Annotated in this window: 21 protein-coding genes; 9 read left to right on the forward strand and 12 right to left on the reverse strand. The window is 72.3% G+C overall.

Features of this window, described 5'->3' with window-relative positions:
• Positions 1-36: 36 nt before the first annotated feature.
• Both D466_RS0104090 and D466_RS0104095 read left to right on the forward strand, forming a co-directional pair.
• Positions 37-480 carry a type II toxin-antitoxin system RatA family toxin gene (locus D466_RS0104090; RefSeq protein ID WP_018912435.1) on the forward strand — a complete coding sequence of 148 codons (444 nt, stop codon included), beginning with the start codon at positions 37-39 and terminating at the stop codon, positions 478-480.
• Positions 477-842, forward strand: coding sequence for an RnfH family protein (locus tag D466_RS0104095; RefSeq protein ID WP_018912436.1), 366 nt, complete (start codon positions 477-479; stop codon positions 840-842). The genes D466_RS0104090 and D466_RS0104095 overlap by 4 nt, the downstream gene beginning before the upstream one ends.
• On the opposite strand, the gene D466_RS0104100 is transcribed toward D466_RS0104095, so the two are convergent.
• Positions 830-2,227 (reverse strand): ATP-binding protein, encoded by a 1,398-nt coding sequence (locus D466_RS0104100; protein ID WP_018912437.1) that lies wholly within the window; start codon positions 2,225-2,227, stop codon positions 830-832. The genes D466_RS0104095 and D466_RS0104100 overlap by 13 nt on opposite strands.
• 48 nt (positions 2,228-2,275) lie before the next feature.
• A complete protein-coding gene (gene ompR, locus D466_RS0104105) occupies positions 2,276-3,004 on the reverse strand; it encodes a two-component system response regulator OmpR (RefSeq protein WP_018912438.1) in 729 nt (242 codons plus the stop codon).
• Between the two features lie 171 nt (positions 3,005-3,175).
• Here ompR and uvrA point away from each other — a divergent pair, with 171 nt between their 5' ends.
• Positions 3,176-8,911: an excinuclease ABC subunit UvrA gene (gene uvrA, locus D466_RS0104110; RefSeq protein ID WP_018912439.1), complete on the forward strand. Its 5,736-nt coding sequence runs from the start codon at positions 3,176-3,178 to the stop codon at positions 8,909-8,911.
• 30 nt (positions 8,912-8,941) lie between these two features.
• Here the strand turns inward: uvrA and miaA are convergent, their stop codons facing one another.
• Positions 8,942-9,892, reverse strand: a complete 951-nt coding sequence (gene miaA / locus D466_RS0104115) for a tRNA (adenosine(37)-N6)-dimethylallyltransferase MiaA (RefSeq protein WP_018912440.1) — start codon at positions 9,890-9,892, stop codon at positions 8,942-8,944.
• An 8-nt stretch (positions 9,893-9,900) separates the two neighbouring features.
• Positions 9,901-11,853, reverse strand: a complete 1,953-nt coding sequence (gene mutL / locus D466_RS0104120) for a DNA mismatch repair endonuclease MutL (RefSeq protein ID WP_018912441.1) — start codon at positions 11,851-11,853, stop codon at positions 9,901-9,903.
• A 216-nt stretch (positions 11,854-12,069) separates the two neighbouring features.
• Between mutL and D466_RS0104125 the strand changes: the two genes are divergently transcribed.
• Entirely contained in the window at positions 12,070-12,717 is a 648-nt protein-coding gene (locus D466_RS0104125) for a VTT domain-containing protein (protein ID WP_018912442.1), read from the forward strand.
• 43 nt (positions 12,718-12,760) lie between these two features.
• Here the strand turns inward: D466_RS0104125 and D466_RS0104130 are convergent, their stop codons facing one another.
• Both D466_RS0104130 and tsaE read right to left on the reverse strand, forming a co-directional pair.
• Positions 12,761-14,170: an N-acetylmuramoyl-L-alanine amidase gene (locus D466_RS0104130; protein ID WP_018912443.1), complete on the reverse strand. Its 1,410-nt coding sequence runs from the start codon at positions 14,168-14,170 to the stop codon at positions 12,761-12,763.
• 43 nt (positions 14,171-14,213) lie between these two features.
• Positions 14,214-14,735, reverse strand: coding sequence for a tRNA (adenosine(37)-N6)-threonylcarbamoyltransferase complex ATPase subunit type 1 TsaE (gene tsaE / locus D466_RS0104135; protein ID WP_018912444.1), 522 nt, complete (start codon positions 14,733-14,735; stop codon positions 14,214-14,216).
• Positions 14,736-14,829: 94 nt separating this feature from the next.
• On the opposite strand from tsaE, the gene queG reads away from it, so the two are divergent.
• From queG to D466_RS0104155, 4 genes are read left to right on the forward strand one after another with little or no spacing between them, the layout of a single operon-like run.
• Positions 14,830-15,996, forward strand: a complete 1,167-nt coding sequence (gene queG, locus D466_RS0104140) for a tRNA epoxyqueuosine(34) reductase QueG (RefSeq protein ID WP_018912445.1) — start codon at positions 14,830-14,832, stop codon at positions 15,994-15,996.
• Positions 15,997-16,005: 9 nt separating this feature from the next.
• Positions 16,006-16,551: a methylated-DNA--[protein]-cysteine S-methyltransferase gene (locus D466_RS0104145; protein WP_051083673.1), complete on the forward strand. Its 546-nt coding sequence runs from the start codon at positions 16,006-16,008 to the stop codon at positions 16,549-16,551.
• A complete protein-coding gene (xerD, locus tag D466_RS0104150; protein WP_018912447.1) occupies positions 16,544-17,542 on the forward strand; it encodes a site-specific tyrosine recombinase XerD in 999 nt (332 codons plus the stop codon). The genes D466_RS0104145 and xerD overlap by 8 nt, the downstream gene beginning before the upstream one ends.
• 59 nt (positions 17,543-17,601) lie before the next feature.
• Positions 17,602-18,204 carry a MarC family protein gene (locus D466_RS0104155; RefSeq protein WP_018912448.1) on the forward strand — a complete coding sequence of 201 codons (603 nt, stop codon included), beginning with the start codon at positions 17,602-17,604 and terminating at the stop codon, positions 18,202-18,204.
• 37 nt (positions 18,205-18,241) lie between these two features.
• Here D466_RS0104155 and D466_RS0104160 read toward each other — a convergent pair whose 3' ends face one another.
• From D466_RS0104160 to D466_RS0104170, 3 genes are all read right to left on the reverse strand, one after another.
• Positions 18,242-19,444, reverse strand: a complete 1,203-nt coding sequence (locus D466_RS0104160; protein ID WP_018912449.1) for a choice-of-anchor tandem repeat GloVer-containing protein — start codon at positions 19,442-19,444, stop codon at positions 18,242-18,244.
• Positions 19,445-19,600: 156 nt separating this feature from the next.
• A complete protein-coding gene (locus tag D466_RS0104165; protein ID WP_018912450.1) occupies positions 19,601-20,533 on the reverse strand; it encodes an SPFH domain-containing protein in 933 nt (310 codons plus the stop codon).
• A 14-nt stretch (positions 20,534-20,547) separates the two neighbouring features.
• The gene (locus D466_RS0104170; RefSeq protein WP_018912451.1) at positions 20,548-20,994 is read right to left on the reverse strand and encodes an NfeD family protein; all 447 of its coding nucleotides are present in this window, start codon (positions 20,992-20,994) and stop codon (positions 20,548-20,550) included.
• 147 nt (positions 20,995-21,141) lie between these two features.
• Between D466_RS0104170 and D466_RS0104175 the strand changes: the two genes are divergently transcribed.
• On the forward strand, positions 21,142-23,409 hold the full coding sequence (locus D466_RS0104175; RefSeq protein WP_018912452.1) for an arginine/lysine/ornithine decarboxylase: 2,268 nt from the start codon (positions 21,142-21,144) through the stop codon (positions 23,407-23,409).
• 199 nt (positions 23,410-23,608) lie between these two features.
• Here the strand turns inward: D466_RS0104175 and D466_RS20505 are convergent, their stop codons facing one another.
• From D466_RS20505 to D466_RS0104190, 3 genes are read right to left on the reverse strand one after another with little or no spacing between them, the layout of a single operon-like run.
• Complete coding sequence (locus D466_RS20505) at positions 23,609-23,866, reverse strand: hypothetical protein (protein ID WP_018912453.1); 258 nt, start codon at positions 23,864-23,866, stop codon at positions 23,609-23,611.
• Positions 23,850-24,314 carry a hypothetical protein gene (locus D466_RS20510; protein WP_018912454.1) on the reverse strand — a complete coding sequence of 155 codons (465 nt, stop codon included), beginning with the start codon at positions 24,312-24,314 and terminating at the stop codon, positions 23,850-23,852. Before D466_RS20510 ends, D466_RS20505 begins: the two co-directional genes overlap by 17 nt.
• Positions 24,304-24,876 (reverse strand): sigma-70 family RNA polymerase sigma factor, encoded by a 573-nt coding sequence (locus D466_RS0104190; protein WP_018912455.1) that lies wholly within the window; start codon positions 24,874-24,876, stop codon positions 24,304-24,306. The genes D466_RS20510 and D466_RS0104190 overlap by 11 nt, the downstream gene beginning before the upstream one ends.
• Positions 24,877-25,081 lie beyond the last annotated feature (205 nt).

Here is a 25,081-nt window from a genome sequence, read left to right on the forward strand (position 1 = left end):
GGTGTTCCTACAATCCCTCATTTTACGAACTCGCCCATGGCCCAGGTCCGCAAGTCCGTTCTCATCTGGTACAGCGCGCAGCAGATGTACGCGCTGGTGGCCGACGTGGCGTCCTACCCCCAGTTCCTTCCCTGGTGCGGAGGGGTGGAGATTCACGAGTCCAGCGAGCACGCGATGCGGGCCACCATCCGCATCGACTTCAAGGGCGTACGCCAGAGTTTCACCACCCAGAACCGGCAGGAACCCGGGCGCGAGATCCACATGCAACTGGTCGAGGGGCCTTTCAGCCAGTTGCAGGGGCGCTGGCATTTCTTCCCCTTGCAGGACGGGCAGGCCTGCCGCATCGAGTTCGAACTCGACTACCACTTTTCCAGCCGCCTGGTCGACACCGTGATCGGGCCGGTGTTCGGACATATCGCGAAAACCTTCGTCGAGTCCTTCGTCGAGCGCGCCGAGCAGGTCTACGGGAGCGCCGGATGAGCGGCGCGGGCCCGACCCTGCGCTGCAGCGTGTTCTGGAGCGACGGCGCCGGCGGGGACGTGCTGCGCGAGCTGGAACTGCCGGCCGGCGCCACGCTGGCCGACGCGGTGCTCGCCAGCGGCATCGCCGCGCTGCTGCCGGACGCCGGCTGGCGCGAGCCGGCGGGGGCGCTGCGCCTGGCCGTGTGGGGGCGCCTGCGCGAAGCCGGCGAGGCGCTGCACGACGGCGACCGCGTGGACCTGACACGCCCGCTGCGCATCGATCCGAAGGAGGCGCGGCGCCTGCGCGCGCGCGGCGCGGACCGGCGCAGGGCCGCCAGGGGTGCTTCGAGGCCCCGCGATCGGGATCCTCAGGCCGGCTGAAGGGTCGGCAGGTCGGCCGGGTCGCGGGGCAGCCACACGCGCACGAGCAGTCCGCCGCCGGGCGCGTTGAGCAATTCGACCCGCCCGCCCATGCGGGCTACCGTGCGCTCGACGATGGACAGCCCCAGGCCGGTGCCCTTGGCCGAGGTGCGCGCCGCATCCCCGCGGAAGAAGGGGCGCGTGAGCAGCGCCAGCTGCTCCGGCGGCACGCCGGGGCCGTGGTCGCGCACGGTGATGGCCACCTCGCCGGTGCGCCGCAGGAAGCCGATGTCGACCTCCGCCGCATCCTGCTCGGCGCCGCGGGCGTAGCGCCGTGCGTTTTCCAGCAGGTTGGTCAGCACCCGCCGCAGTTCCAGCTCGTCGGCCAGCGCCCACGCCGCGGTGCCCGGGTCGATGCGGATGCGCAGGTCGCCCCATTTGTCCAGGTCGCTGCGCACGCGAGCGGCCAGTTCCGGAAGGTCCACGCGCTGGTGCACCGGGCTGGCCGAGCGCGCGTATTCCATGAACTTGCTGATGATCGAGTCGGCCTGCTCGATGTCGTCGATGATGTCGCGCCGCGCCTGTTCGTCGGGCACGCTGAGCTCGGCCTCCAGGCGCAGCCGGGCCAGCGGCGTGCGGATGTCGTGGGAGATGCCGGCCAGCATCAGCGTGCGCTCCTGCTCGATTTCCTGCAGCGCGCGCGCCATGCGGTTGAAGCCGCGGTTGACGTCGCGGATCTCCTCGGTGCCCGAGGTCTCGTCGAGCTGGTGCGAGAAATCGCCTTCGCGCACCCGCGCGGTGGCCAGGCTGAGGTCGCGCAGCGGGCGGTTGACGAATCCGGCGATGACGGCAGCGCCGATCAGCGCCAGCAGCGTCGCCAGCACGCCGCCGATGACCCAGGTCTCGCCGAGCGACTCGTCGATGCGCGAGGGGTCCAGCAGCAGCCAGTAGCGGTCGGTGCCGATGCGGAAGCCGATCCACAGGCCCGACTCGCCGTTGACCGAGTCGGCGAAATTGAGCTGCTCGTGCAGGCGCGCGCCCACGGTGGTCGCCAGGCGCCGCGTGAATTCGTTGCGCTCCATCGGCGTCCAGCGGTCGGCGCTGTGCCGGGGGTAGATGTAGATGTCCTCGCGGCGCACCAGTTCGTCGAGCAGGGCGTTGCGGGCCTGCGGCGCCGAATGCACCAGCGCGATGCGCGTGAGGTCGATGAGGCTGGTGATCTGGCGCGCCGTCTGCTCGATCTGCTGGTCGGTCTGCTGCACCCGGAAGCTCTGGAACCAGGCGGCCAGGCTCACCGACAGCAGCGCCACGATGAGCACGAAGGTGCGCCAGTACAGGCGACCGGAGAGCTGCCCGAAAAACTGGCGGGCGCGGGATTCGCGCGGGGACGCGGGATTCGCTGGCATGGGTGGCCGCGGCTCGTGGAATGTGCCGCGGCCGGCGCGCCGCGGGGGTCAGGCGTCCTTGGTGTCGGGCACGAACACGTAGCCCACGCCCCACACGGTCTGGATGTAGCGCGGGTGCGCGGGGTCGATCTCGACGATCTTGCGCAGGCGCGAGATCGCCACGTCCAGGCTGCGGTCGAAGGCCTCGTAGTCGCGCCCGCGCGCCAGCTCGGCCAGGCGGTCGCGCGACAGCGGCTGGCGCGGGTGGCGCACCAGCGCCTTGAGCATCGCGAACTCGCCGGTGGTCAGGTTGATCAGCTCGCCGTTGCGCGAGAGCTCGCGGCGCGCCAGGTCCAGGCTGAAGGGGCCGAACACCACGGTTTCGTCGTCGCGCGCCGGCGCGCCGGGCAGTTCGGGGTTGGGCTGGCGGCGCAGCACCGCGCTGATGCGCGCCAGCAGCTCGCGCGGGTTGAAGGGCTTGGGCAGGTAGTCGTCCGCGCCGACCTCCAGGCCGATGATGCGGTCCACGTCCTCGCCCTTGGCGGTGAGCATGATGATGGGCGTGAAGTCCTTGGACGCGCGCATGCGCTTGCACACGGTCAGGCCGTCCTCGCCGGGCAGCATCAGGTCCAGCACGACCAGGTCGAAGCGCTCCTTGACCATGACCCTTTGCATGGTCTTGGCGTCCTCGGCGACGAACACCTCGTAGTTCTCCTGGGTCAGGTAGCGGCGCAGGAGGTCGCGAATACGGGCGTCGTCGTCGACGACCAGGATTTTCTTCGGCTTGTCTTGTTGCATGGCGAATCCGTCGGTGCCCCGCAGCGCCCGGACTCGCACGGTCCGGGCCGCGCAGGACGGGCCCCGCAGTGGGTACCGGATAAATGTAACCGCGTTGCCGCGGCCTCGACAAGTTTCCAAAAGTCTCCGTCGGGTCTGCCCGGAAACGCGCGACTGCGTATAGTTCCAGGAATGACAGCGAGCGAAACGACACCCGCCCACGATCCCGGCAGCATCGAATTGCGCGGGGCGCACCAGAACAACCTGAAAAATCTCGACCTGTCGATCCCCCTGGGACAGATCGTGGTCGTGACCGGGGTGTCGGGCTCGGGCAAGAGCTCGCTGGCCTTCGATACCGTCTACGCCGAGGGACAGCGGCGCTACGTCGAGACCTTCTCGCCCTACGCGCGCCAGTTCCTGGACCGCATGGACCGCCCCCGGGTGGACCATATCGGCGGCATCCTGCCGGCCATCGCCATCGACCAGACCAATCCGGTGCGCACCTCGCGCTCGACGGTGGCGACCATGACCGAGCTGGCCGACCACCTCAAGCTGCTGTACGCGCGCCGCGCCCGCCTGGTGTGCCGGCGCTGCGCCGGTGAGGTGCGGCGCGACGACGCCTCCAGCATCGCCGCCGACCTGCGGCGCCGTGCCGCCGCCGCCGGGGACCCGCGCCTGGTGCTGAGTTTCCCGGTGGCGGTGCCCGCCCAGCTCGAGGAGCAGGTGGTGCTCGACGGCCTGGCGGCCCAGGGCTACACGCGGGTGCACGCGCGCAGCGGCGCCACGCTGCACGTCGTGCAGGACCGCTTCCGGGCCGGCGGCGTGGAGAGCGCACGCCTGCTGGAAGCCATCGAGGCGGCGCTGCAGCGCGGCCAGGGCCGCGTGGCGGTGTGGCCGCTGGCCGACGGCGCCGGCGCCACGGAGGGTGCCGGCCCGCCGGAGGCCGACCCCGCGCAGGCCTGGAGGTATTCCGCCGACCTGCATTGCGCGCGCTGCGACATCGCCTACCGCGACCCCAGCCCGGGGCTGTTCAGCTTCAACTCGGCGCTGGGCGCCTGCGAGACCTGCCGCGGTTTCGGCCGCACCCTCGGGGTGGACTGGGGCCTGGTGATCCCCGACGCCACGAAAAGCCTGCGCGGCGGCGCGGTCAAGCCCTGGCAGACGGCCAGCTTCAAGGACGCGCAGCGCGACCTGGAGCGCCACGGCGCCGGCGCCGGCGTGCGCCTGGACGTCCCCTGGAGTCAATTGGAGCCGCGCGAACGCGACTGGGTGATCGACGGCGACCCCGCCTTCAGCGGCAAGTGGGAGACCCAGTACTACGGCGTGCGCCGCTTTTTCGAGTGGCTGGAGACCCGCACCTACAAGATGCACGTGCGGGTGCTGCTGTCCAAGTACCGCAGTTCCAGCCTGTGCCCCGCCTGCGGCGGCGCCCGGCTCAAGCTCGACGGCCTGCTGTGGCGCGTGGGCAGCGCCCAGGCGGCGAGCTCCAGCGGCGCGCAGCGCCTGCGTCCCCACGGCGTGGAGTGGGGCGACGAGCAGATGCGCGAGCTGGCCGGGCTGAACCTGCACGAGGTGATGCAGCTGCCGGTGGCGCGCGCCTTCGAGTTCTTCGGCGCGGTCGAGCACGAGGCCGGCGCCGACGCGGCCACGCGATTGCTGCTGGACGAGATCCGCGCGCGCCTGCGCTACCTGCTCGACGTGGGGCTGGGCTACCTGAGCCTGGACCGCCAGTCGCGCACGCTGTCGGGCGGCGAGGTGCAGCGCATCAACCTGACCACCGCGCTGGGTACCTCGCTGACCCAGACCCTGTTCGTGCTGGACGAGCCTTCCATCGGACTGCACCCGCGCGACCTGCACCGCCTGAGCGCGGTCCTGCAGGGCCTGAAAAGCGCCGGCAACAGCCTGCTGGTGGTCGAGCACGATCCGCAGATCATGCTGGCGGCGGACCACCTGATCGAACTCGGCCCCGGTGCCGGCGAGCACGGCGGGCAGATCGTGTTCCAGGGCGGCCTGGATGCGCTGCGCCGCGCCGACACCCTGACCGGCGCCTATCTGCGGGGCGAGCGCAGCGTGCGCCAGTCGCGCACGCTGCGGCGCCTGCGCCGCGACGAGCACGGGCATCTGCAGGCGCCGCGCCTGATCCTGGAGGGCGCGCGCCAGCACAACCTGCGCGAGCTCACGGTGGAATTCCCGCTGCACGCGCTGGTCGCGGTCACCGGCGTGTCGGGCTGCGGCAAGTCCACGCTGGTGGGCGACGTGCTGTGGCCCGCGCTGGCGCGCGCGCTGGGCAAGAGCTCGCCCGAGCCCGGCGCCTTTTCGCGCCTGCTCGGCGCCGAGCAGGTGGCCGACGTGGTGCTGGTGGACCAGAGCGCGCTGGGCAAGACCGCGCGTTCCAACCCGGTCAGCTTCGTCGGCGCCTTCGACGCGCTGCGCAAGCGCTTCGCGGCGCTGCCGGAGGCGCAGCGCCGCGGCTACACCGCGGGCACCTTCAGCTTCAACAGCGGCGACGGGCGTTGCCCCACCTGCGGCGGCTCGGGCTTCGAGCATGTGGAGATGCAGTTCCTCTCCGACGTGTACCTGCGCTGCCCCGACTGCGACGGCCGGCGCTACCGTGCCGAGGTGCTGGAGCTGCGCCTGGACCTGCCCGGCGGGCGCAGCCTGAACGTGGCCGACGTGCTGGAGCTGACGGTGGCCGAGGCCCTGGAGCTGTTCGCCGGCGAGCGCGACCTGCAGGCCGGGCTGCGCGCGCTGCAGGCGGTGGGCCTGGACTACCTGCGCCTGGGCCAGCCCACGCCGACCCTGTCGGGCGGCGAGGCGCAGCGCCTGAAACTCGCCGCCTTCCTGGCCGAGGCCCGGCGCAGTGCCGGGCGCGGGGCCGCGCGCGGTTCGCTGTTCCTGCTCGACGAGCCCACCACGGGGCTGCATTTCGACGACATCGCGCGCCTGCTGCGCGCGCTGCACGAGCTGGTCGACGCAGGCCACAGCGTGGTGCTGATCGAGCACAACCTGGACGTCGTCGCCGCCAGCGACTGGGTCATCGACCTGGGCCCCGAGGGCGGCGACGGCGGCGGCACGCTGGTGGTGGCGGGTCCGCCGGAGGAGGTGGAGGCCTGCGAGGCCTCGCACACCGGGCAGGCGCTGCGCGCCTACCGCTCGCAGGTGGGCGCCGAGGCGGCCGAGGCCGCGGCCGTGCTGGCCGCCGGCGGCCAGCCGGCCCGGCAGGCCGACGCGGCGGCGAACGACGCGCAGCTGCTGCAGGTGGCCGAGGAGGGCGGCGCCTACCTGGCGCAGGCGCTGCGCCGCGGGCGCGAAGGTTTCATCGCCATCCGGCGTGCGCGCGAGCACAACCTGCGCAACGTGGACGTGGACCTTCCGCGCGGCGGCATGACCGTGATCACCGGCGTGTCCGGCTCCGGCAAGAGCTCGCTGGCCTTCGACGTGCTGTTCAGCGAAGGGCAGCGGCGTTACCTGGAATCCATCAACGCCTACGCGCGCCAGTTCGTGCAGCCGCCGCCGCGCCCGGACGTGGACGCCATCTTCGGCATTCCGCCCACGGTGGCCATCGCGCAGCGCACCAGCCGTGGTGGGCGCAAGAGCACGGTGGGCACGCTCACCGAGGTGCATCCCTTCCTGCGCCTGCTGTATGCCAAGCTGGGCACGCAGTACTGCCCGGACTGCCAGGTGCCCATCGCCCCGCAGACCGAGGAGGCCATCTGCGCCCAGCTGCTGCGCGAGCTGCGCGGCCACTCGGTGGGGGTGATGGCGCCGCTGGTGGTGCAGCGCAAGGGCGTCTACACGGAACTGGCGCAATGGGCGGCCAGGCGCGGCCACGGCCACCTGTGGGTGGACGGCGCCTTCCTGCCCACCGAACCCTGGCCGCGCCCGGACCGTTTCCGCGAGCACGACATCTCGCTGCCGCTGGGCGAGGTCGATCTGCTGCCCGAGAACCTGGATGCGCTGCGCAAGCTGGTGCACGAGGCCGTGCAGCTGGGCAAGGGCGTGGTGCAGGTGATCTGGCCGCTGCAGCGCCTGCGCCAGGCCATGGCCTCGGGCGATGTGATCGGTGCCCACGCGGCGCTGGAACTGCGGCGCTTCAGCACCCTGCGCGCCTGCCCGTCGTGCGCGCGCAGCTTCCCCGAACTCGACCCGCGCCAGTTCTCCTACAACTCGTCGGCCGGCTGGTGTCCGAGTTGTTTCGGAACCGGCGCCCAGCTCGCCGGCTTCCAGGCCGAACACAGCGGCGAGGAGGGCGGCTGGGGCGATGCGCACGAGGCCGCCGCCTGCGCGCAATGCGCCGGCGCGCGCCTGAACCCGGTGTCGCTGGCCGTGCGCTGGCGCGAGCGCGCGATCCAGCAGCTGTCGGCGCTGGCGGTGGACGAGGCCCTGCAGTGGTTCGGCGAGCTGAGCCTGCAGCCGCGCGAACAGGCGCTGGGCCGCGACCTGGTGGCGGAAATCCTCTCCCGCCTGCACTTCCTGCAACGCGTCGGCCTGGGCTACCTGGCGCTGGACCGCGCCGCGCCCACGCTGTCCGGCGGCGAGGCGCAGCGCATCCGGCTGGCCGCGCAACTGGGCAGCAACCTGCGCGGCGTGGCCTACGTGCTCGACGAGCCCACCATCGGGCTGCATCCGCGCGACAACCTGCGCCTGCTCGATGCGCTGGACGAACTGCGCGCGCGCGGCAGCACGCTGGTGGTGGTGGAGCACGACGAGGACACCATCCGGCGCGCCGACACCATCCTGGACATCGGCCCCGGCGCCGGGCGCCTGGGCGGCACCGTGGTGGCCATGGGCAATCTGCAGGAGCTGATGCGCCACCCCGATTCCCTGACCGCCCGCTACCTGCGCGAGCCGCTGCGTCACCCGCTGGTGCCGCGTCCGGCCACCGGTGCGCGCACGCCGGCGCTGGATCTGCGCGGCGCCCACCTGCACAACCTGCGCGAGGTCGACGTGCGCTTCCCGCGCGGGCGGCTTTCCGTGCTCACCGGCGTGTCGGGATCGGGCAAGTCCAGCCTGGCGCGCGGCGTGCTGTTCGCCAGCGCGCGCGCGCTGCTGTCCGGAGAAGGCGCGCCGGTGGGCTGCAAGGCGCTGCTGGGGCTGGAGGGCCTGGAGCGCGTGCTGGAGGTCGACCAGACCCCGATCGGCAAGACCCCGCGCTCCTGCCCGGCCACCTACGTGGGCATCTGGGACGACATCCGCAAGCTCTTCGCCGACACCCTGGAGGCGCGCATGCGGGGTTTCAGCGCGGCGCGTTTTTCCTTCAACACCGGCGCCGGGCGCTGCCCCACCTGCGACGGGCAGGGAGCGGTGCGCGTGGAGATGAACTTCCTGCCCGACGTGATCCAGGCCTGCGAGGACTGCGGCGGCCTGCGGTTCAACCCCGAGACCCTGCAGGTGCGCCTGCGCGGACTGTCGGCCGGGGAGGTGCTGGATCTCAGCGTGGAGGCCGCGCTGGAATTCTTCGCCGCGCATCCGCGCATCACCCGCGCGCTGCAATTGCTGCACGACGTGGGCCTGGGCTACCTGCGCCTGGGGCAGCCCAGCCCGCAGCTGTCCGGCGGCGAGGCGCAGCGCCTGAAACTGGTCACCGAACTGGCCACGGCGAGCGCGCGCCCGACCCTGTACGTGCTCGACGAACCCACGGTGGGCCTGCACATGGCCGACGTGGACAAGCTGATCCGCGTGCTGCTGCGCCTGGCCGACGCCGGGCACACGGTGGTGGTGATCGAGCACAACCTGGACCTGATGGCCTCCAGCGACTGGATCGTCGACCTGGGCCCCGAAGGCGGCTCCGGCGGCGGCACGCTGGTGCGCCAGGGCACGCCGGCGGACTTCGTGCGCCACGCCGACTCCGGCGGGCATACCGCGCAGGCGCTGGGGCGTTTCATGCACGAGCACGGGCGTTCCGCGCAGGCCGCGCCCGAGGCCTGAAACCCGGGTCCCGGAGCCGGACCCTCCTGCTCAGGGAGCCCGCAGCAGCCGTTCCACGGCCCGCTGCGCCGCGTCGGCGGCGCAGCAGTCGACCACGCTGCGCGCCGGCATCGCGCGCAGCCAGGTCAGTTGGCGCTTGGCCAGCTGGCGCGTGGCGGCGAGGGCGCGGGCCTCGAACTGCTCGGCGTCGCAGCGGCCTTCCAGGTAGTCCCAGCCCTGGCGGTAGCCCACGCAGCGCATGGACGGCAGTTCGGCGTGCAGGTCACCGCGCGCGCGCAGCGCCCGCAGCTCGTCGACGAAGCCGGACTGCAGCATCGTCCGCAGGCGCAGCGCGATGCGCTGGTGCAGCCAGGCGCGATCCGAGGGTTCCAGCGAGACCACGTGCAGGCTCGGGCCCGTGGCCTCGGGCGCGGCGTCGAAATGGCTGGACAGAGCTTTGCCGCTGAGTTCCCACACCTCCAGCGCACGCTGGATGCGCTGCGCGTCGGCCGGCTCGATGCGCGCGGCGCTGGCCGGGTCCACCCGCGCCAGTTCCGCGTGCAGCGCCGGCCAGCCCAGCGCGCGTGCGCGCTGCTCGATGCGCGCGCGCAGCTCCGGGTCGGCCGCCGGCAACGCGTGCAGCCCCTGCTGCAGCGCGCGCAGGTACAACAGCGTGCCGCCGACCAGCAGGGGTTCACGGCCACGGGCGCGGATGTCGCGGATCAGCGTGCGGGCCTCCTCGGCGAAACGCGCCGCGCTGTAGCTCTCGGTGGGCTCGACCACGTCGATCAGGTGGTGCGGCACCGCCGCGCGCTCCTCGGGCGTGGGCTTGGCGGTGCCGATGTCCATGCCTCGGTACACCAGCGCCGAATCCATGCTGACGATTTCCAGGTCCAGGCGGCGCGCCAGCAGCAGCGCCGCCGCCGTCTTGCCGGAGGCGGTGGGGCCGGTGAGCACGCGCACCGGCGCTTCGGGCCGCGTCGGGGCCTGTTCCTGCGCCATGGCCTGCTTCAGCGCCCGCGCAGGAACAACGCGTCCAGCTCGGCCAGCGTCACCTGGCGCCACGTGGGGCGCCCGTGGTTGCACTGGTCGGAGCGCTCCGTGATTTCCATGTCGCGCAGCACCGCGTTCATCTCGGCCAGGTTCAGGCGGCGCCCCGCGCGCACGGCGCCGTGGCAGGCCATCGTGGCCAGCAGGCCGTCGCGCCGGCGTTCCAGGCGCTGGCTGCTGCCCACGGCGGCCAGCTCGGACAGCACCTCGCGCGCCAGGCGCACCACGTCGCCGCGCGCCAGCAGCGCGGGCACGGCGCGCACGGCCAGGCTGGACGGCCCGGTGGCGGCGATGTCCAGGCCCAGCCGGGCCAATTCCTCCGCGTAGTCCTCCACCGCGCCCATCTCGGCCTCGGTGGCGGCGAAGCCGGCCGGAATCAGCAGCGGCTGCGCGGCCAGCACCTGCAGTTCGCAGGCCTGTTTCAGGCGTTCGTACACCACGCGCTCGTGCGCCGCGTGCATGTCCACCACCACCAGGCCGTGGCGGTTCTGCGCCAGGATGTAGATGTCGTGCAGCTGGGCGATGGCCTGGCCCAGCGGCGCGTCGTCCGCCTGCTGCGCGGGCGCGGCGCAAGGCGTGGCCGCGAAGGCGCCGAGGGGCTGCGCGCCGGCACCGCCGGGGTCCGCGGCCGGCGCGGCGCCTGTCGGATCCGCCTCGCGCAGCAGCGCCGGGGCGGACGGCGCCAGCGGCGCGTAGGCGCGCATGAGGCTGCCCAGCGGCAACGCGTCCTGCCGCGGCTCGGCACGCAGCCAAGGCGCCTGCGAGCGCGGCGGCAGGCCTGGCGCGCTCTGCGCGGGGGCCGCGCCGCCCGAGGCGGACATGGCTTGGAGCGCGGACAGGGGGTGGGCCGCGCCGTCGGTCGCGTTGCCGGGCGCGCTGTCGGTCGCGCTGTCGGGCGCCGCGCGCGCGCCCAGCGCGGGGGCCAGCGCCGCCTGCACCGCGTGGCGCAGCGCCTGGTGCACGGCCTGGGATTCGCGGAAACGCACCTCGCTCTTGGCCGGGTGCACGTTCACGTCCACGCGCTCGGGCGGCAGTTCCAGCAGCAGCACGTACTGCGGCTGCAGCTGGCCGTGCAGCACGTCGGCGTAGGCCGCGCGCACGGCGTGGCCGAGCATGCGGTCGCGCACCCAGCGCCGGTTCACGAACAACTGCTGCACGTCGGCGCGCGCGCGTGCCGCGGTGGGGCGGCACACCAGCCCGGCCACGCGCAAGGGTCCGACCTCGTGGACCAGCGGCAGGGCGTCGGCGGCGAAGGCCTTGCCCAGCACGTCGGCGATGCGCCGCAGCGCATCGTCGAGGGCGTCCAGGCGCAGGGTCTGGCGCCCGTCCTGCCACAGCGAGAAGGCCACGCGCGGATGCGCCAGCGCGGCCCGGCGCACCATCTCGACGCACCAGCCGCCCTCGGTGGGCGCCGATTTCAGGAAACTGCGGCGCGCGGGGATTTCGTGGAACAGCCGGCGCAGGCTCACGCAGGTGCCCGGCGGCGCGGCCGCCGGCGCCACCGGATGCACGCGGCCGAGTTCGGCGCGCACGCTGGCCGCCGGCTCCGCGCCGCGGCGGCTGACGATCTCCAGTTCGCCCACCGCGGCCATCGAGGCCAGTGCCTCGCCGCGAAAGCCCAGGCTGCGTGCCTGTTCCAGGTCGTGCAGCGAGGCGATCTTGCTGGTGGCGTGGCGCGCCAGCGCCAGCGGCAGTTCGGCGGCGGCGATGCCGCAGCCGTCGTCCTCCACCGAGAGCAGGTCCAGCCCGCCTTGCTGCAGGCGCACGGTGATGCGCGTGGCGCCGGAGTCCAGCGCGTTGTCCAGCAACTCGCGCAGCGCCGAGGCCGGACGCTCCACGACCTCGCCGGCGGCGATCTGGGACACCAGGGTATCGGGCAGCGCGCGGATCGGCGCCGGGCCTTCGGAATGCATGCGCCCAGTATACTTTCCAGCTTTCGAGGGCCCCCAGGGCCGGGCGGTGCCCGGCCCGCCCCCCGTGGGGGGCAAGGAAACTTGGGGCGGCCCTGCGTTCCCTTGAGCGGGCCCCCAGGGCCGGGCGGTGCCCGGCCCGCCCCCCGTGGGGGGCAAGGAAACTTGGGGCGGCCCTGCGTTTCCTTGAGCGGGCCCCTCGGCCGCGCGCCGCCTACGATGCACCAGATCCAAGAGCTGATCCACCTGCTGCTGCATTTCGACGCCGAGTTGACGCGCCTGATCGGGGTCTACGGCGCCTGGATCTGGGCGCTGCTGTTCGGCATCGTGTTCCTGGAGACGGGGCTGGTGGTCACCCCCTTCCTGCCCGGCGACTCCATGCTGTTCGTGGTCGGCGCGCTGTGCGCCTCGGGCAGCCTGCACCTGGGCACCGGGCTGGCGCTGCTGTGGGCGGCCGCGGTGCTCGGCGACTCGCTCAACTACAGCATCGGCAAGGCCGTCGGGCACCGCGTGTTCGCGTGGAACCACAGCCGCTGGTTCAACCGCCGCGCCTTCGACCGCGCGCATGCCTTCTACGAGCGCTATGGCGGCATCACCGTGGTCAGCGCCCGCTTCATTCCCTTCGTGCGCACTTTCGCGCCTTTCGTGGCCGGCGTGGCCGAGATGTCCTACCCCCGGTTCCTGGCCTACAACGCGCTGGGCGCTGCGCTTTGGGTGGGTCTGCTGATGGGTGCCGGCTTCGCCTTCGGCAACCTGCCCTGGGTGCGCAGCCACCTGCCAGCCCTGAGCCTGGCGGTGGTGGGGGTGTCGCTGCTGCCGCTGGCGCTGGGCTGGCTGCGCGCCTGGATGCGCGCGCGCAGCGCCTGAGACCGCGACGGTCCGGGCAGGGGCCGCGGCCCCTGCCGTGGTCTCAGACCATGGTGCGGCGCCGCGCCAGCGGCGGGCGCGTGCCGAGATAATCGCGGATGCCTTCGAGAATGGCCCGCGCCATCTTGCGCCGGTAGGCCGGGGTCTGCAGCCGCGCCTCTTCCTCGGGGTTGCTGATGAAGGCGGTCTCCACCAGCATCGACGGCACCGTGGGCGACTTGAGCACCACGAATCCCGCCTGCTGCACCTGGCGCGAATGCAGATGCACGATCGAGCCCATGCGCCGCAGCGTGGGCGCGGCCATCTTCAGGCTGGCGTCGATCTGCGCGGTGGTCGACATGTCCAGCATGACCTTGGCGACCTGGTAGTCGTGGGCCTGGATGTCGATTCCGCCGATCGAGTCGGCGGCGTTCTCGCGCTGCGCCATCAATCGCGCCTCCACGCTGGAGGCGCCACCCTCGGACAGGCAGAACACCGAGGCCCCGCGCGCCTGCGGCGTGTACCAGCCGTCGGCATGGATGGAGGTGAACAGGTCGGCGTTGGCCCGCTGGGCCTTTTCCACGCGCATCCACAGGGGTACGAAAAAATCGCTTTCGCGGGTCATGGCCACCCGCATGTTGGGCGTGCGCTGGACCAGTTCGCGCAGTTCATGCCCGATCAGCAGCACCATGTCCTTCTCGTGCACCCCGCTGGGCCCGGTGGCGCCCGGATCCTCGCCGCCATGGCCGGGATCGAGCATCAACAGCACGCTGCGTTGCGGGCGCCGGTCGCGCCGCGGCGGCTCCTGGCGCGCCACCGTGCCGCCGTCGTCGTGCCGGCCCTGCGCCACCTCGGGCGTGCGCGGCGCGTCCAGGCTGGAACGGTGCTGCTGCAGCCAGTCCCCCAGCGTGTCCTCGCGGCCATGGGTCAGCGAGGTCGGCTCGGCCGACGCGCGGCCCGCCCGGGCCTGCAGTTGCGGCTGCTCCTGGGACGGGGCCTGCGGCGGGGATGGGGATGGCGATTGCGACTTGCCCAGCGCCAGCAGGGAATTCGGCCCCACCGGGTAGAGGTCGAAGACCATGCGGTTGCGGTAGGCGGCCACCGGCGGCAGCGTGAACACCTGCGGGTGAACCGCCTGCTTCAGGTCCAGCACCAGGCGCACCACGTCGGGCGCGTACTGCGCCACCCGCACGTCGCGGATGAAGGGATCGTCGGGGCGGATCTTGCCCACCAGCTCGCGCAACTGCGGGTCCAGGTTCAGGCCCTTCACGTCGACCACCAGGCGCGGCGGATCGGGAACCAGGAAATGACTGGCGCTGAGCGCCTGGTCCGATTCCAGCGTGACGCGGGTGTACTCCGAGGCCGGCCACACGCGCACCGCGACGATGGTCGCGCCGCGCGCGATGGCCGGCGCGCCCAGCAGCAGGGCGATGCTGGAACTGTGGACCAGGAACCTGCGACGGTCGGTGCTCATGTCGGGCTCTCCCTTGCGCGGCGCGCCGGGCGGGCCCGGCGCTTCATCCGGCGTGCGCTTGCGCGTACGCCCATCCATCGATCACGGCCTCCCCGGCGGGACTGCCGCTGTGCAACGAGACCTCGCGGGAATCGCCCCGCGGGGTGATGCGGATGTCCAAATCCGCCGTAGGCAAGCCCGGGGCCCGTTCGGGCCATTCCACGAAACACAGGGACTTGCCGTCCAGCACATCCCCCAGACCGGCATCGAGCCATTCGTCTGGAGATGAAAATCGATACAGATCAATATGATAGGCCGTAATCTGGACAGACCGCTTCAATTCTAGGTCAAGTTTTTCCAGGCTGTAGGGTTCTACCAACGCATAACTGGGGCTCTTGATGCGTCCGCGCACCCCCAGTTCCCGCAGCACCGCGCGTACCAGCGTGGTCTTTCCGGCGCCGAGTTCGCCGTGCAGCGCGATCCGCAGCGGCGGCAGGCCGCGGGCGCGCAGCGCGCGGCCCAGCTCGGCGCCGAGCCGGGCGGTGGCGGTGTCGTCGGCGCAGTGACGGAGCAGGGTGGCGGTCATGGACTCGGGCGTGGGATCGGGCGTGGGATCGGGCGTGGGATCGGGCGTGGGACCATGGGGCGCGCGGGTTTCGCGCATTGCGTAGCATGCCGGCATGGTCACCGAGCATGCACCTCCCGCGCCGGCGCGGGGTTTCGACGGCGCGCGGCTGCTGCGCGACATCCGGGAGCACGCGCGGGCGCTGGGATTGTCCCAGATCGCCGTCAGCGATCTGCAACTGGGCGACACCGAGGCGCACCTGGCGCGCTGGCTGGAGCAGGGCATGCACGGCACCATGGACTACATGGCGCGCCACGGCCTGGCGCGCGCACGGCCGGCGGAGTTGCTGCCGGGCACCTTGCGCGTGATCACCGCGCGGCTGGACTACCTGCCCGAGCAGGCGCCGGCCGGCTGGCGGGCGCTGGAATGGCGGCGCCTGGAGCAGCCCGGGCAGGCGGTGGTGTCGCTGTACGCACGCGGCCGCGACTACCACCGCGTGCTGCGCCAGCGCCTGGCCCGCCTGGCCGAATTCATCGCGCGGCAGGCGCAGCCGCGGGTGTTGCGGGCCTTCACCGATTCCGCGCCGGTACCCGAGGTCGCGCTGGGCGCGCGCTCCGGGCTGGGATGGAGGGGCAAGCACAGCCTGCTGCTGCACCGAGACGCCGGCTCCATGTTCTTCCTGGGCGAGATCTACACCGACCTGGAACTGCCCGTCGAGGGGCCGGTGGAGGCCCACTGCGGAAGCTGCACCCGCTGCCTGGACGTGTGCCCCACCCAGGCCATCACCGCGCCCTACGTGGTCGACGCCCGGCGCTGCATTTCCTACCTCAGCATCGAGCTCGACGGGCCGATTCCCGAAGAGCTGCGCGCGCCCATGGGCAACCGCATCTACGGCTGCGACGACTGCCAGCTGGCCTGCCCGTGGAACCGCTGGGCGCGGCGCTCGCCGCTGCCCGACTTCCTGCCCCGCAACGGGCTGGATCGCGCCGGCCTGCTGGATCTGTGGGCCTGGGACGAGGCCGCCTTCGAATCCCGCACCGAGGGCAGCGCGATCCGGCGCATCGGCTACGCGCGCTGGCGCCGCAACCTGGCGGTGGCCCTGGGCAACGCGCGCCGTTCGCTGCCGGCCGGCGATGCCCTGCAGGGGCCCCTCGAACAGGCCCTGCGGGCCGCGCTGCCCGCGGCCGGCGCCCTGGTGGCCGAGCACCTGCAGTGGGCGCTGCGCCAGACTCCCGGCGCCGGGCTCCGCGCCGCCGCGCCGCCGGCTCCCTCGACGCCGTAGCATGTGGTCATGAAGCCTGCGGGAGACCTTGCACGAAGGCCCGGCGCGCCGTGGGATGCGGTGCTGCAGCTGCCTTTCGGCCGCCTGGGCGTGCATTGCACCGAGCACGAGCTGCTCTACACCGAATACCTGGTCGGTGAGGCCGCGCGCACGCCAGCGACGGCGCCGGGCAGCGCCTTGTTGCGTGAAGTGCAGGCCCAACTGCTGGCCTATTGCCGCGATCCGGGTTTCCGTCCGGAACTCCCGCTGGCCGCGCGCGGCACCGCGTTCCAGCGCCGGGTGTGGGCCGCGATGTGCGAGATCCCGGCCGGACGCACGCGTAGCTACGGCGACGTGGCGCGCGAACTGGGCAGCGCGGCGCGCGCGGTGGGCCAGGCCTGCGGCGCCAACCCCTTCGCGCCGCTGGTTCCCTGCCACCGCGTGGTCGGCGGCGCCGGGCTGGGCGGCTTCGCCCACTCCAGCGACGAGGGCGGCGAACTGCTGGGCATCAAGCGCTGGCTGCTGCGCCACGAGGGGGCGCTGCCCGCGGGCGCGCCGGGGCTGTTCGATGCCTGAAATCCAGACCGCGCCGGCGGCGCCCGCGCGCCGCGGGCGGGTGCGCGCCAGCGATGCCTGGCCTCCCGTGCGAGTGGCCTGCCAGGGCGCCATCGACGCCTTTTGCGACGCGCTGTGGCTGGAACAGGGCCTGGCCGCGAACACGCTGGCCGCCTACCGCACCGACCTGGGCCTGTTCGCACGCTGGCTGGCTTCGGGCGGGCGTGCCGCGCTGGACCAGGCGGCCGAGGCCGACGTCATGGCCTACCTGGCCGCGCGTTTCGCCGGCAGCAAGGCCAGCGCCTCGAACCGGCGCCTGGTGGCGCTGCGACGTTTTTTCGCGTGGCTCGTGCGCGAGGGCCGCAGGGACGACGACCCCACGCTGAAGCTCGAACGCGCGCGCCAGCCGGCGCGCCGGCCGTCGACCCTCAGCGAGGCTCAGGTGGAGGCCCTGCTGGCTGCGCCCCGGCTGGATGATCCTCTCGGACTGCGCGACCGAGCCATGCTCGAACTGCTGTACGCCAGCGGCTTGCGGGTCAGCGAGTTGGTGGGGCTGCGCATCGCCGACCTCAGCCTGGACGAGGGCGTGGTGCGGGTGCTGCGCGGCAAGGGCGGCAAGGACCGCCTGGTGCCCTTCGGCGAGCAGGCCTCGGAATGGTTGCGCCGCTACCTGGGCGAGGCGCGCGGCGAACTGCTGCACGGCGCGCCCAGCGATTTCGTGTTCGTCACCGCGCGCAGCGCCGGGCGCGGGCGCGGCGCCAGCGTGGGCATGACCCGGCAGATGTTCTGGACCCGCCTGCGCGCGCTGGCGCAGCGCGCCGGCATCGACGCTCCGCTGTCGCCGCACACCCTGCGCCACGCCTTCGCCACGCACCTGCTGGACCATGGCGCCGACCTGCGCGTGGTGCAACTGCTGCTGGGCCACGCCGATATCTCCACCACCCAGATCTACACCCACGTGGCGCGCGAGCGCCTGCGCCAGCTGCACGCGCGCCACCATCCGCGCGCCTGAGCGGACGGCGGGCGCAGGCGGGCATCCGCGGATTTCCCAACCTGGACCCCGAGGCCCCGATGTTCCCCCAGCACGATTTCTGGTCCACCCTGATCCTGCTGCTGCTGATCCTGGACCCCTTCGGCAACATGCCGGTGTTCCTGGCCGTCACGCACCAGCTGGAGCCGCGCCGCCGCGTGTGGGTCACCCTGCGCGAAAGCCTGATCGCCTACCTCGTGCTGCTGGCCTTCATGGCCGGCGGCCGCGGCTTCCTGGAACTGCTGGGACTGCGGCAGGCCTCGCTGGAGGTGGCCGGCGGCGTGATCCTGCTGCTGGTGGCGATCAAGATGATCTTCTCCGGCTCCGAGACCATGTTCGGCCAGAGCCAGCAGCGCGAGCCGCTGATCTTCCCGCTGGCCGTGCCGCTGCTGGCCGGCCCCTCGGCGCTGGCCGCGGTGCTGCTGCTGAGCTCGGCCAACCCCGGTGCCGTGGTGCTGCGCGTGGGGGCGCTGACCGCGGCCATGGGCATCACCGCCGGGCTGCTCCTGCTGGCCGAGCAGATGTTCCAGCGCCTGGGCGACGCCGTGATGCGCGCGGCCGAGAAACTCATGGGCCTGATCGTCTCGGCCATCGCGGTGAACATGCTGCTGGAAGGCGTGCGCAGCTATTTCCAGATGCGCTGACCCACGGAGGCGCCCGCGGCACCTTGAGCAGCACGGCTCAGCAGGCCTCGAACACCCCGCCCGCGTCGTGCTGGCCGCCGTAGGGCGCGCTTCCGTAGATGCGCCCGTCGGGGCTCAGCACCAGCTGGCCCGAAGGCACCGAGACGTCGGCGGCGCCGAAGGCGTGCAGCAGCGTGACGCCTCCGGCTGCGTCCAGCGCCAGCAGGGCCCCGTCGCCATGCATGGAACCCAGGCTGGTCGTGAACAGCAGGCGGCCTCGCGCGTCCTGCACCGGCGCCGACAACGGTGCCGTTCCGTGCGCGGTCTGGCGCAGCTCGAGCAGCAGGCGTGGCTTGCCGTCCGGCGCGGCCGCGAACACACAGCCCGCGTTGGCGGGGCCGCCGGCATAGGCGGTGCCGAGCAGGCTGCCGTCCCGGGCCCGCGCCAGGCCGGCCGAGGGCAGCTTGCAGGAGGAGAACTCGCGCAGCGAGAACAGCACATGTTCCTGCGCGTCGCGCGGCGAGTACCCGAACACACCCCCGGAATCGAGCGCGCCGCCGTAGGCGCCGGTGCCCAGGATGGTGTCGTCCCCGGCCTGCACCAGGGGCCCCGAGGGTTGGCGCAGGTCGCCGGGGGCGCCGAACTCATGCAGCCCTTCGAAGACGCCCGCCGGCGTGATGCGGAATAGCACCCCTTGATCGTGGCGGCCGCCCTGGAGCGTGGTGCCGTACAGCGCGCCATCGCGCGCCTCCAGCAGGGGCGCGTCGGGGTGGGCTCCATCGGCGCCGGAGAAGACGTGCAGCAGGCTGGCCTCGCCCGAGGCCTCCAGGCGGTAGACCACGCCCTTGCCGTGAAGGCCGCCGAGCTGGGTGGTGCCGTACAGCCGGCCGTCGCCCGCCAGGGTCGGCGCGGTGGTGGGATCGGCGCCGTCGGCGGCGCCGCCGGCGAAGTCGTGCACGATGGTCTCGCTGCCATCGAGCGCCAGGTCGAACACCGCACCATAGCCGGCGCTGCCGCCGCCGGTGGTCACACCCAGCAGGTGGCCGCGGGCGTCCAGCAGCAGGCCGTCGCCAGGGCGCGTGCCGTCCGCACCGTCGGGCACGAAGGCATGCACGACGCGCAGGCCGCAGGCGGCCGGGTCGGAGGCGGCGTGGGCCGGGACGGCGGCAAGCAGCGAGCACGCGAGCAGCGCGCCGGGCAGGGTCGGGGCCCGCGCGGCGCGCAAGGCGGCGAGCATCGTGGTGAAAGGGCGGCAGGCCATGACGAGGGCTCCAGGCAGGAAGGGCGGGCGCCCTCAGCTGATGCGGCCGGGCACCCGGATCACGGCGCCCATGGCGCCGCGCCGTTCGCATCTGATCACGCCACCGCGGCGGCGCGCAGGCGCCGCCATCAAGCCCCTGCGGGGCCCAGGGAGGGCTCAGCGCGCCGCGCGCTCGGCGGGGCCGGCGGCGGTGCCCTTCCACACCGCCATCGCCGAGGCGATCAGGCCGGCCGCCTGGCTCATGTCGCCGGGGACCACCAGCGTGGTGCTGGTCTTGGCCAGACGCCCGTAGGCCTCCAGCGCCTGCTGGGCCACCTTGAGCTGCACCGCGTCGCTGCCGCCGGGCTGGCCGATGGCCTGGGCCACCAGTTCGATGGCGTGCGCGGTGGCCGCGGCCACCGCCTCGATGGCCGCCGACTCGCCCTGGGCGCGGTTGATGGCCGCCTGGCGTTCGCCCTCGGAGCGCTCGATCGCGGCCTGGCGCTCGCCCTCGGCCTGGTTGATCTGCTGCTGGCGCGCGCCCTCGGAGGTCGCGATCACCGCGCGCTTCTCGCGCTCGGCCGTGATCTGGCGCTGCATCGCGTGCAGGATCTCGGCCGGCGGAGTCAGGTCCTTGATCTCGTAGCGCAGCACCTTGACGCCCCAGTTGGCCGCGGCCTCGTCCAGCGCCGAGACCACGCTGTGGTTGATGAAGTCGCGCTCCTCGAAGGTCTTGTCCAGTTCCAGTCGGCCGATCACCGAGCGCAGCGTGGTCTGCGCCAGTTGTGAGATGGCGATCACGTAGTTCGACGAGCCGTAGCTGGCACGCATCGGGTCGGTGACCTGGAAATACAGGATGCCGTCCACCGTCAGCTGGGTGTTGTCGCGGGTGATGCACACCTGGCTGGCGATGTCCAACGGCACCTCCTTGAGCATGTGCCGGTAGGCCACGCGATCGATGAAGGGCACGATCAGGCTCAGCCCGGGGGCCAGCGTGCGGTCGTACTTGCCCAGGCGCTCGACCACCCAGGCATGCTGCTGCGGCACCACCTTGATGCCGCGGGAGGCCACCAGCACGGCGATGACCACGAGGATGACGGCGAATTCCATGACGGGCTCCGGGTTCAGGAATGGGGGGAGGGGGCCTGGTCCAGCGCGTCCAGCACCAGGGTGTTGGCGTCGACGGCGGCGATGCGGAAGCGCCCGGGCAGCGCGCGGCCGCGCCCCAGGCGCGCCTGCCAATCGGTGCCGCGCCAGCGCACGCGCGCGTTGCCGTTGTCGTCCCAGCGCTCGACCTCGAGCACCGAGCCGATGTCCAGGTTCAGGTCGCGGTTGGTCTGGGTGGAGCGGCGCGGCTGGCGCCGCCGGAGCCCGTACAGGGCGGCGACCGCCCCGAGGCCCACCAGCGCGGCCGCGCTCCATTGCAGCGCCGGCTCCAGGCCCAGGTGGGCGGCCAGGGCGGCGGCGGCGGCTCCCACGGCGAGCATCAGCAGGTAAAAGCTGCCGCTGCCCAGTTCCAGGGCGACCAGCACGGCGGCGGCGATCCACCATTGCAGCGGGGTGCTCGGCATGGCGTGTAGGTGGGTGGCTTCGACTCCCGCATCATAGACAAGAGCGAGGACGCGCGCGCGCGAAGGGTGGGCCGGCCGCACCCCGGCTGCTCTACACTTGCGCGCGCAGGCCCGGTGGCGGGCCCCTGGCCACGGCACGGCACCCCCATGCGCTTCAATTTTCCCATCGTCATCATCGACGAGGACTTCCGCTCCGAGAACAACTCGGGCCTGGGCATCCGCGCGCTCGCCGCGGCCATCGAGGCCGAGGGCAGCGAGGTGCTGGGCGTGACCAGTTTCGGCGACCTGGCCAGTTTCGCGCAGCAGCAGTCGCGCGCCAGCGCCTTCATCCTGTCCATCGACGACGAGGAGTTCGCGTCGGTCGAGGCCGGCGAGGAAGCGCCGGTGATCAAGACCCTGCGTCAGTTCATCGGCGAGATCCGCTTCCGCAACGCCGAGATCCCGATCTACCTGTACGGCGAGACCCGCACCTCGCGCCACATCCCGAACGACATCCTGCGCGAACTGCACGGCTTCATCCACATGTTCGAGGACACGCCGGAGTTCGTCGCCCGGCACATCATCCGCGAGGCCAAGGCCTACCTGGATTCGCTGGCCCCGCCGTTCTTCCGCGCGCTCGTGGGCTACGCGGCCGACGGTTCCTACTCCTGGCACTGCCCCGGACACTCCGGCGGCGTGGCCTTCCTGAAAAGCCCCGTCGGGCAGATGTTCCACCAGTTCTTCGGCGAGAACCTGCTGCGTGCCGACGTGTGCAACGCGGTGGACGAACTCGGCCAGCTGCTGGACCACACCGGGCCGGTGGCGGCCTCCGAGCGCAACGCCGCGCGTATCTTCCACGCCGACCACCTGTTCTTCGTCACCAACGGCACCTCCACCTCCAACAAGATGGTGTGGCACTCCACGGTGGCTCCGGGCGACGTGGTGGTGGTGGACCGCAACTGCCACAAGAGCGTGCTGCACGCCATCATCATGACCGGGGCGCTGCCGGTGTTCCTCACACCCACGCGCAACCACTACGGCATCATCGGCCCCATCGCGCGCGAGGAGTTCCAGCGCGAGAACATCGAACGCAAGATCGCCGCCAACCCGCTGACCGCGCACCTGGCCGGCAAGGTCAAGCCGCGGGTGCTCACCATCACGCAGTCCACCTACGACGGCGTGCTGTACAACGTCGACACCATCAAGCAGATGCTCGACGGCTACATCGACACCCTGCACTTCGACGAGGCCTGGCTGCCCCACGCCACCTTCCACCCCTTCTACGCCGGCATGCATGCCATCGGGGAGGGCAGGCCGCGCACCCGCGAGTCCATGGTGTTCTCCACCCAGTCCACGCACAAGCTGCTGGCCGGGCTGAGCCAGGCCTCGCAGATCCTGGTGCAGGACTCGCAGACCCGCAGCCTCGACCGGCCCCGCTTCAACGAGGCCTACCTGATGCATTCGTCGACCTCGCCCCAGTACGCCATCATCGCCTCCTGCGACGTGGCCGCGGCGATGATGGAGCCCCCCGGGGGCACCGCGCTGGTGGAGGAGAGCATCGTCGAGGCGCTCAACTTCCGCCGAGCCATGCGCAAGGTGGCCGAGGAGTTCGGGCACGACTGGTGGTTCCGCGTGTGGGGCCCGGAGGAGGAACTGGCGCCCGAGGGCATCGGCGCGCGCGAGGACTGGATGCTGGGCAGCAGCCACGACTGGCACGGTTTCGGCGAGCTGGCCCCCGGCTTCAACATGCTCGACCCGATCAAGGCCACGGTGATCACCCCGGGGCTGGACCTGCACGGCAACTTCGCCGCCACCGGCATCCCCGCGGCGGTGGTCACCAAGTACCTGGCCGAGCACGGCGTGATCGTGGAGAAGACGGGGCTGTACAGCTTTTTCATCATGTTCACCATCGGCATCACCAAGGGCCGCTGGAACACCCTGCTGACCGCGCTGCAGCAGTTCAAGGACGACTACGACCGCAACCAGCCGCTGTGGCGCATCCTGCCCGAGTTCGTCGCCCAGCATCCCATGTACGAGCGCGTGGGCCTGCGCGACCTGTGCCAGCGCATCCACACCGCCTACCAGGGCAACGACGTCGCGCGCCTGACCACCGAGATGTACCTGTCGAGCCTGCAGCCGGCGATGACTCCCACCGAGGCCTACGCGCGCATGGCCCACCGCGACATCGAGCGCGTGGACATCGACGAGTTGGAAGGGCGCATCACCACGGCGCTGCTGACCCCCTACCCGCCGGGCATCCCGCTGCTCATTCCCGGCGAGCGCTTCAACGCCAAGATCGTGCGCTACCTGCAGTTCGCGCGCGAGTTCAACCGCCAGTTCCCCGGCTTCGCCACCGACATTCACGGCCTGGTCGAGGAAGAGGACGCCGACGGCCGCAAGCGCTACTGCATCGACTGCGTGCGCACGGCGCGTTGAATCTTGGATGATTTCTTGCGTTTTCCATCCCACCGGCCGCTACTTCTATTGCGCAACGTCGAGCGGGGTTTCGCAATACACGGTACTCAGCGGGGGGCAGCTCAGCGCGATGTCCACGCCCAACGTTGCGGCCGGTGCCAGTCCGCAGGGGCTGGCGGTACGCTGAAATTTCCGGGGGCCCGGCTGGCCCGGCCCCGCCTCAGCGCCGCTCCCGCCGGTACTGTTCGAACAGGCGCTGCTGCTGTTGGGGCGACAGGCGGCGGTAGCGCTGCTGTTCGCGCAGGATGTCCTGGCGGCGCTGCGGGGGCAGGTGGTCCCAGCGCTGCACGCGCTGCTGCCAGTGCGGGCCGCCGGGGCTGCCGCGGGGGACCTGGGCCTGTGCCGGCAGGCTCAGCAAGGCGAGGGCCGCGAGCACGGCGCCGGCCAGCGCCCTGCGCGGGTCAGGCCGTGCCGCCATGGCCGTTCTCCGTGCCGAGGGCCTGCGGGTGCGAGGCCAGCCATTCGTAGAAGTCCAGGTTCTGCACCGCATCGGCCACCTGGGGGGTGGCGGGAGCCGCCGTGGCGCCCGCGGCCGGAGCGCCGGGCGAGGAGCCCAGCAGCGCGGGCAGGATGCCGAAACTCAGGCCCGCGAGGCCCGCGGTGACCATGCCGGCGGCCACCACCCGCGCCCAGCGCAGGCGCCGCCCGGGCGTGGCACGGCGCGCCGCCAGGCGCGGAAGCACCTGCAGTTCCTGGGCCAGATCCCGCCCGAAGCGGGCGTGAGCGGCCAGGCGCGCATCGGCGGCCATGGCCTGCTCGAAGCGCCGCGCCTCGGCGGCGTCCAGGCAGCCGGCGCGCCAGCGGTCGGCCAGGGCGCGCGGATCGGCGCCCAGCGATTCGAATCCCGAGTTGGTTTCAGTCTGCATGATGGTCGGGCCCCCCCGAAGCCGGATTATCGTCCCGCAGCCACTCGCGCAGGCGCGTGAGCGCGCGCAGGTGGTGGGTCTTCACGCTGCCTTCGCTGATGTTGATGACCCGCGCGGTGTCGGCGATGGTCATGTCCTCCATCTCGCGCAGCAGGAATACCTGGCGCTGGCGCGAGCTCAGGCGCGCCACCGCGTCGGCGATGCGCCCGGCCAGTTGCAGGCTGCCGACCTGCTGCTCGGGCCCGGGCGCCTCGTCGGCCAGGCTTTCCCAGCCTGGCGCCTCGCCGTCGGCCTCGTCGCCGCCGGCGAAAAAGAAGTCGAACACCCGCTCGACCTTGCGCCGGCGGTGCCAGTCGGTGATGCGGTTGCGCAGGATGCCGTAGAACAGGGGTGCCCACTCGGCCTCGGGCTTGTCCGGGTAGCGCGCCACCAGGCGCTCCAGGCTGTCGTGCACGAGGTCGGCGGCGACGTGGCTGTTGCCGGAGGTCTCGAGCAGGGCCAGGCGCAGGGCCCGCGGGCGCACCTCCAGGCAGAAGCGCTCGAGCGCGGGGCGGGTGCTCACGGACGGGACACGTTCGGCTCGGACATGCGCGGGAGCATAGGCGGTCAGGGACATGGGCGGTAGCGGCGTGGTGCCGGCTGCTGGTACTGGGGGTACCAGGCCGTACGTGGCGTCAACGTGTCGCGGGGCGCGTTGCGCGACAGCGCATGCGTAAAAAGATGTAACCAGACGTGGATTCGCGCGTCGGACCGCGCCCCTTCCTAGA

The sequence above is a fragment of the Thiomonas sp. FB-6 genome (assembly GCF_000377645.1).
Classification (GTDB): Bacteria; Pseudomonadota; Gammaproteobacteria; order Burkholderiales; family Burkholderiaceae_C; genus Thiomonas_A.